A 7,680-nucleotide genomic window follows, 5' to 3' on the forward strand; every position below is an offset into this window, starting at 1 on the left:
CAACCAAATCCGCTTGTCTGCCCACCATCCCCGATATCCCTGCTGGTCCGACAAGGGCATATACAATGATGCCTACTTTAGTTCCAGGTGACTAGATCGGCGGCGGCTGGCGGATCGCGTCGGCCTGCTTTTCCGGCCTGATATAGATGGAGGTCAACTCCGGTACGCTTGCCTTCATCTCACGCTCGATATCTTCGATCAGGCTCTCCGCCTCACCCATCGGCAGGTCGTCAACGAAATCGGCGCTGATCGCGACAAACACGGCATCGGGCGCCGTGTGAATGGTGCGCACATGGTTGACCGCGCTAATCTGCGGCCGCTGGTCTAGGATTGCCCATACCGCAGAAACGATAGACGGCTCCGCGCTCTCACCAATCAGCAGCCCCTTCGCTTCGCGCGCAAGCAGGACGGCTACGCCAGCCAGAATCAGGCCAATCGCGATCGATGCCACACCATCAATGCGGGCGTCGGCATAATGGTGGCTGGCCCACACGCCCGCGCCTGCAATGCCGAGACCGACCAGCGCCGCACTGTCTTCGAACAAGACGATGAATCCCGCCGGGTCCTTCGACCGCCGGATCGACTGCCACCAACTGCTCGCACCGCGCTTCCCGTTGAATTCCCGCACCGCAATGGCCCAACTCGTCCCCTCCAGGAGGACGGCGACACCCAGCACCACATAGTTGATCGTCGGATCGCGCAATGGCTCCGGCTCAGCAATGTGCAACCAGCCTTCGTAGATGGAGACACCAGCCCCTACCGCGAAGATGAGGATCGCGACGACGAACGCCCAGAAATAAAGTTCGCGTCCATAGCCGAAAGCATGGGTGGTATCGGGCGGACGCTTTGCCTTGGCCTGCCCGTACAGCAGCAGAACCTGATTGCCGCTATCCACCAAAGAATGCACGCCTTCGGTCAGCATGGATGACGAGCCGCTGATCGCGGCCGCCACGAATTTGGCGATGGCGATCCCGACATTAGCGAACAGGGCGCCGTAAAGGACAATATTCTCGCGAAACCTGCCTGACAGACCAGTCATGCGGCTCAACCCGGATAGGGACTGGATTGCAGCAAATCTGCCAAATGCGCGGCATTGCTCGCGACCATCTTCGCAGTCTTTGTTACCATGTCCGGCGTCTCCTTCAAATCCTTGAAGTCGGTCGATCCCATCGCTTCGCCGACCCAGTAACAGGCAGCGACCGCCGGAATAGTCCAGCCAACGTCGTTCAGCGCCTGAAAAAGTTGGGCAGACGAGAAATGCGCACCGTCCTCATTGCCCACGATCGCGGCGACCGCGACCTTGCCGTAGCTGGGCATCCGGCCCTGATCGTCGGTCTCGGACAGAAAAGCGTCCATCCGTTCCAGCACGCGCTTGGCAACGCTGCTGATCTGCCCCATCCAGATCGGACCGCCGAAGATCAGGATGTCGTGGGCAACTATCTTCTTCCGCAGCGCCGGCCATGCGTCGCCATCGCCTTCATCGGAAGTGACACCGGGCTTTATATCGAGCGCAGCAACCCGAACGGTTTCGCTTAACGTTACCCCCTTCTCGCCAAAAGCCTTTGCTAAGACGGCGATCATAGCGTCGGTCGAGCTGTCCTCTCCGGCATCCGCCTTGAGGGTGCAATTGAGCGCCAGAGCCTTGATCGGCATCGATCATCTCCTTTCCGGTCTTGTCGACCGCAGGGTGCGACCGTCCGTTCATCACAGGGAGAACTCTTGAGCCATCAATGGGTTCTTGTTGATGAAGGAGATAGTTGATGAGCGATACCGCACAAATGATCCATGAGGACGCGCTGCCCGGCCATGAGAGCAAGCTCTCGCCCAAACCCGATTGGCAGCCGCGCTATAACGGATCTGGCCGCCTCGCCGGAAAAGTCGCGATCATTACCGGCGCCGACAGTGGCATCGGCCGGGCGGTTGCCGCACTCTATGCGCGAGAAGGCGCCGATATCGCGATCGTCTACCTGCTGGAAGATGATGATGCCGCAGAAACCAGGCGTATCGTCGAGGCGGAAGGACGCAAAGCGATCACCCTGCGCGGCGATCTTGGCGAGAAAACTTTTTGCGACGATGCAGTGGCCCAGACGCTAAAAGCGTTCGGCAAGATTGATATCATCGTCAACAATGCCGGTGAACAACATCCGGACAAAGACATCACCGACATCAGCGAGGAGCAGCTTCGCCACACCTTCCAGACAAATATCTACAGCATGTTCTTTCTAGTGCAGGCCGCCCGCCCGCACCTAAAAGCCGGCGCTGCCATCGTCAATTGTACCAGCGTGACGATGTACCAAGGCAGCTCCGAATTGCTGGACTATAGCGCGACCAAGGGGGCCATCACCGCCTTCACCCGGTCGCTGTCGGAAAATCTTGTCGACGATGGTATCCGCGTAAATGCTGTGGCGCCAGGCCCTATCTGGACACCGCTCAACCCCTGTGGGGGCGCCAGTCCTGAAAAGCTGAAGCATTTCGGTGAAAGCACGCCCATGGGGCGCCCGGGCCAGCCCAATGAAGTCGCGCCATCATTCCTTTTCCTGGCGTGTGATGACTCCAGCTATATGTCCGGACAGGTCCTGCATCCCAATGGCGGTACTATCGTCAACGGATAGCAGATTGATGGCGTGATGTCGCGGACGCGCTCTGCCAATATGTTCATTGCGACAGTCTTGGTTAAAAGCGCCATGGTTGGCGCAAGCTACTCATTCCCGACATCGGCATTTTCGGCATAGCCGGTGATGAACAGGAAATGCACATCAGCTATCAGGCTGAGCGCCGCATCTGCCTGCAGGAGGCGCATCGCGCTGGCGCCGTCAAAGGCTTCCGATATCGTAAGCCCATCAGCCACCCAAAGGATGCCGACGCCTTTGGTTTGGCATGCTTTCCATTCCTGAAAATATAGCGCTCGGCGGTTCAAGCCTGCGTTCGCGATTTACCTGAATCGCCGGGCGCTTGGAAAATGGATCATCGCATCCTTTCAGGCGAGGATACGGAGCGACGGCTCACGGTCATAGTAGCGCAGAGCCGCCGCCTTCACAAAAGCGCCATCAAGTGCCGTAACGCCTGCGTCGGGCATCACGCCAGCCTTGTCGAGCAGCGGCTGCGCTGCGGCACTTGCGCCTATGGCCTTGAGATGGCCGTAGGCGTTCATCACGAATTCGACAGCGGCGGCCTCGTTTACGAGCACCGCACAGCCCTCTTTCGACAATATGATCGCCACCGCGTCGAAAATCTGACTGGGCGACCCGGCAAGCTGACCATCAGCCTTCTGCTGCTTGCCATCGGAGAGCTTCGCGCCGCCAAGTTTTGGTGCGACGATCACCGCCTTGCCCTTAGCTTTCTTCACTGCTGCCACAACTGCGGCCAACTCGCCTGCATCACTTCCATCCGCGATCAGAACACCGACCTTTCGTCCCTCGAGCGTAGCCTGCATATTCTTGTGGATCGAAAGCGCGTCCGACGGCGGCATATCGATCGGTGCCCTTGCGGCCGGCGCCTTCTTCGGCAGATCTATGCCAAGGCCATCGGCGACGCGCCTGGCAAGATCTTCGTCTACATTTCGCAGATTGGCGACCATGCGACCCGGCACCTGATCAAGCAGTTCGACCTTCGAAAGTTCGAACACGACGGACGAAGCGATGTGCGCCTGCTCACTGGCCGTCTGTGAGCGGTAAAAAAGTCGGGCCTGGCTGTAATGATCGGCAAAAGTCTCGGACCGTATGCGCAGCTTGTCACCACTTTCGTCAGGACCGGTGGCAGCATTCACCGTAACAAAGCCGGTATCTTGGCTCTCACGCGGGCCGCCCTCCTCGCCATGCGCCGCCAGACTGTTGGGCTCATAATTGGCGCGCCCCTTGGGCACCATTGTCTGCATCTTACCATCGCGCTGGAAATTACCGAACGGACAGCGCGGCGCGTTTACCGGGATCTGGTGGAAGTTGGTGGTGCCGAGCCGCGAGTTCTGGGTATCGAGATAGGAAAAGAGCCGCCCCTGAAGCAGCGGATCGTTCGAAAAATCGATGCCCGGCGGGATGTTCGAGGGCAGGAATGCGACCTGTTCTGTTTCGGCGAAGAAATTATCGACATTGCGATTAAGCGTCAGCGTACCGATAAGGCGCACCGGCACGTCCTCTTCCGGAATCAGCTTGGTCGCATCGAGTACGTCATAAGGCTGCGCATTGGCAAAGGCCTCATCGAATATCTGAATGCCCAGATCCCATTGCGGGAAATCGCCTGCATCGATAGCCTCGAACAGGTCACGGCGTTGATAGTCATTGTCGGCCGCCTGAAGCTTCAATGCCTCGTCCCAGATGGTCGACTGAAGCCCAAGCCGCGGTTTCCAGTGGAATTTGACGAAATGCGCTTCACCCTTGGCATTGACCAGCTTGAAGGTGTGGACGCCAAAGACCGAGGCTCCCTCCTCCATCTCTGTCGCACCAGACGATCCGGACGGCCGTTATAGCATCACCGACCTGACAGGCTTCATAGCCGATCCGGACCAGTTTTACGATTTCGCCTATCGGGACACCCTGCGTGCGATGGTAGCCGCCGTGATCGAAACCGAGAGCCCGCTACGCACCGACATTTTATGCCAGCGCGTCGCCCGCGCGCATGGCTGGCTGCGCACCGGCGGCAAGATCCGCGAGCGGATCGACATGCACCTGCGCGACTATGATCGGACCCAGGAATCGAGCGGCGAGTTCATCTGGAAGATCGGCGCCGTCGCAGATTTCCATCCCTATCGCCCTCCTCATGGCGATGAAGCGCGCCGGGCGATCCCGGATATTCCACTCGCAGAAATATCGGCAGTTGTCCGGGCTAATCCAGATTTGCTTGAAGAGCCGGATCCTGCGCGCGAACTGGCGCGCATGCTGGGGGTCGAGCGGCTGGCGGCCGGATCGCGCGCCCGGCTTGATAAGGCGATCGCGCGCGGTCGTGGAGATGGCGCGTCCGTGTCGATCGCCCCCTCTATGCCTGATGTGGAATAAGCATGGCGCGCTTCATCCACTCAAGCGATCTGCATCTCGGCAAGCGCTTCGGAAACTTCTCCGGAGACCTTCCCGGTCGCCTGCGTGAGGCCCGCCACGCAGTGCTCGGCAAGCTGGCCGAACAGGCGCGACTGAACGGCGTGGACACGATCCTGCTGGCCGGCGACACATTCGACACCGAAACACCCGCTGCCGATGTCCGGAGACAGGCGCTGACAGAGATGGCGCATCACGCGCCGATCCGCTGGGTGATCCTGCCGGGCAACCATGACTCCCTTCAGGCGACTGAATTATGGACGCTGTTGGCAAGCGAGGCACCGGACAATGTCTTGCTGGCGACAGTCGCAGAGCCGATCGAGCTGACGGGTGGCGCAGTCCTCCTGCCAGCCCCTTGCACGACGAGGCGGCCGGGTCGCGATCTGAGCGAGTGGATGGATAGTGCCGCCACCGCCGATGGAGTGGTCCGCATTGGCCTTGCCCATGGTGCGATTCAGAGCTTTTCCGAAGAGGCTGTCAGCGCTGAAGTCATCGCCCCGGATCGTGCGCGCCGCGCCGGGCTCGACTATCTTGCGCTGGGCGACTGGCATGGCGCGATCCAGGTCGATCCGCGCACCCACTATAGCGGCTCGCCCGAGCAGGATCGTTTCAAGCATGATCGATCCGGCACAGCGTTGCTGGTCGATATCGCCGGGGTCGGCGCTGTCCCCGTAGTGACGCCGGTCCCCACCGGGAGCTTTGCTTGGCGCACGCTGGATCTTCACCTGCTGGCGGAAGACGATCTCGGCGCGGCGCTTGAGGCGCTGCTACCCGATTTGCGGGATCGCCGACAGACGTTGGCCCGCATCGTTGCAACCGGCCGCACCGGGCTTGCCAAGCGCACCGCACTGACAGCCGGGATCGAGCGCGCAGCCCCTGACTTCGCGTGGCTCGACCTCGACGAAACCGGACTGGCGACCGAATGCGACGTCGGCGATCTTGACCGGATCGATCACGCCGGTGCTCTGAGAGACGCCGCCGACGCCTTGCTTGCCGAGAGTGAGGATGCGGGCCGCTCGTCCGCTGAACGGGCGATTGCCATTGCCGCACTGGGGCGTCTCTATGGCTATGTCGAGAAGGTGTCGCAATTAAGGTCGCAGCACTCCGTTTTCACAACGTCAAGCGGTTCGGCGGGCGCGGCGTTGCGATCGAAGGGATCGGCGACGGTGTCAACGTGTTGTGCGCCGCCAACGAGTTCGGCAAATCGACCAGCTTTGAGGCGTTGCACGGACTATTTTTCCAGCCGCATTCCAGCACGGCGGGCGGGGTCCGTGCCTTGCGCCCCTATAGCGGCGGCAACCCGCTTATCGAGGCGGATATTGTTGTAGACGATGCCCATTTTCGGATCACCAAGCAATATTATGCAGGGAAGTTCGCGAAGGTCGTGGACCTCGCGTCCGGGCGTCTGATTGCACAGGCGGACGAGGCAGAGAATTTTATCGGGAAGCTCATCCACGGCGGTGCCGGTGGGCCGGCGCGACTACTGTGGGTGCGTCAAGGGCTTACCGGTATAGAGCCACGCAACAAGAAAGACGAAGATAACGACCTGCAGGTCCGCACCAGCCTGCTTGAATCGGTGCAGGGTGAAGTCGAGGCGATGACCGGTGGCCGGCGTATGGCCGAGATTATGGCCGCTGCCGGGGAAGCAGCCGGCGAACTTGTCACCGCGACAGGACGCCCTAAAGCTGGCGGCCGCTATGCCGCCGCGATCGATTTACGCGACCGGCTGGCGGCAGAGGAGCAACGGCTAGCCGGTGAGGTGGCCAACCTACGCGAAGCACTCGATCAGCGCGGAACTTCTCAGCGTCGGCTGGCCGAGTTGGAAAGCTCCGATGCGCGCGATGCCCGCAAACAGGCGGTGGACGCCGCCGAAGTCGCCTTCGATGCTGCCCGCGCACAGGCCGAGCGGCTGAAGGCAGCGCAGGCCGAACTCGGTCTTGCGCGCGAACAGCGCGACACCGCCTTGCGCGACCATCGGCAATTCGACGAGACATTGGCCGAGGCGCGGCAGTTGGCGGAGGATAGCCGCGACGCCAATCGCCGCCGCGACGAGGCGGTCGAGCGTCGGCGTTTGATTGGCGAGACGATAGCCGATGCACAGGCTGAAATCGAAGCAGCAGAGGCGGACGAGAAGGCAGCACGCGAACTGCTCGCTACTCTTGATGCAGCGATCAAAGCGCGGGATGCGGCTGAGCGACGGGCGGAGTGGGAGGAACGGCTGCAGGGGGCCGAAGCGGTGCGCGGCACGATCGAAACCTGCGAGGCGCAGCTCGCCGGGATCCGGCTGCCCAACGGCGCGGTCGATGAACTTGCCGATCTGGATGTTGAGATCGCCAGCATCCGTGCAGTGCTGGACGCCGCGCGCCCAACGGTGATGGTCGCCTATGATACGCCCGCTGGCGCACGCGTAACGATGGGCGACGCGACGCTCGGCGACGGTGAGGAGCGCGGCTATAACGGCCGCGCTCAGCTCATCGCGCCCGGTATCGGCACGATCACGCTACGCTCCAACACTGCCGACGATGATGGTCGACTCGCAGCAGCGGAAGCACAGCGAGGGACCTTATACCAACCTGCATTGATCACGACCCACATGCCCATTTGCGGCGTCCGATTGTCATGATGCGCCACGGCTGATCGACGAGCCTGTTCCAAG

Annotated in this window: 7 protein-coding genes and 1 pseudogene; 4 read left to right on the top strand and 4 right to left on the bottom strand. The window is 61.1% G+C overall.

The features are described 5' to 3' along the window. Window positions 1–91: 91 nt before the first annotated feature. Together BMY84_RS28555 and BMY84_RS28560 are read right to left on the bottom strand one after the other, a co-directional pair. Window positions 92–1,039 carry a cation diffusion facilitator family transporter gene (locus BMY84_RS28555; RefSeq protein WP_093088526.1) on the bottom strand — a complete coding sequence of 316 codons (948 nt, stop codon included), beginning with the start codon at window positions 1,037–1,039 and terminating at the stop codon, window positions 92–94. A gap of 5 nt (window positions 1,040–1,044) precedes the next feature. Then, on the bottom strand, window positions 1,045–1,653 hold the full coding sequence (locus BMY84_RS28560) for a flavodoxin family protein (protein WP_093088528.1): 609 nt from the start codon (window positions 1,651–1,653) through the stop codon (window positions 1,045–1,047). Window positions 1,654–1,760: 107 nt separating this feature from the next. Here BMY84_RS28560 and BMY84_RS28565 point away from each other — a divergent pair, with 107 nt between their 5' ends. Next, a complete protein-coding gene (locus BMY84_RS28565) occupies window positions 1,761–2,612 on the top strand; it encodes an SDR family oxidoreductase (RefSeq protein WP_093088530.1) in 852 nt (283 codons plus the stop codon). 86 nt (window positions 2,613–2,698) lie between these two features. Here BMY84_RS28565 and BMY84_RS30065 read toward each other — a convergent pair whose 3' ends face one another. Together BMY84_RS30065 and BMY84_RS28575 are read right to left on the bottom strand one after the other, a co-directional pair. Next, window positions 2,699–2,848 carry a hypothetical protein gene (locus BMY84_RS30065; protein WP_177204258.1) on the bottom strand — a complete coding sequence of 50 codons (150 nt, stop codon included), beginning with the start codon at window positions 2,846–2,848 and terminating at the stop codon, window positions 2,699–2,701. A gap of 129 nt (window positions 2,849–2,977) precedes the next feature. Next, window positions 2,978–4,405: pseudogene (locus tag BMY84_RS28575) on the bottom strand (catalase); the annotation flags it as partial. Between BMY84_RS28575 and BMY84_RS28580 the strand changes: the two are divergent. The 3 genes from BMY84_RS28580 to BMY84_RS28590 are packed head-to-tail and all read left to right on the top strand — an operon-like array spanning window position 4,392 to window position 7,647. After that, on the top strand, window positions 4,392–4,988 hold the full coding sequence (locus BMY84_RS28580) for a DUF3320 domain-containing protein (protein WP_256215505.1): 597 nt from the start codon (window positions 4,392–4,394) through the stop codon (window positions 4,986–4,988). The pseudogene BMY84_RS28575 and the gene BMY84_RS28580 sit on opposite strands and share 14 nt — an antisense overlap. Window positions 4,989–4,990: 2 nt before the next feature. Beyond that, window positions 4,991–6,352, top strand: coding sequence for a metallophosphoesterase family protein (locus BMY84_RS28585; RefSeq protein ID WP_256215503.1), 1,362 nt, complete (start codon window positions 4,991–4,993; stop codon window positions 6,350–6,352). Continuing rightward, window positions 6,301–7,647, top strand: a complete 1,347-nt coding sequence (locus BMY84_RS28590) for a hypothetical protein (protein WP_256215504.1) — start codon at window positions 6,301–6,303, stop codon at window positions 7,645–7,647. The genes BMY84_RS28585 and BMY84_RS28590 overlap by 52 nt, the downstream gene beginning before the upstream one ends. Window positions 7,648–7,680: the final 33 nt, after the last annotated feature.

The organism is Sphingobium sp. AP50, assembly GCF_900109095.1.
Taxonomy (GTDB): domain Bacteria; phylum Pseudomonadota; class Alphaproteobacteria; order Sphingomonadales; family Sphingomonadaceae; genus Sphingobium.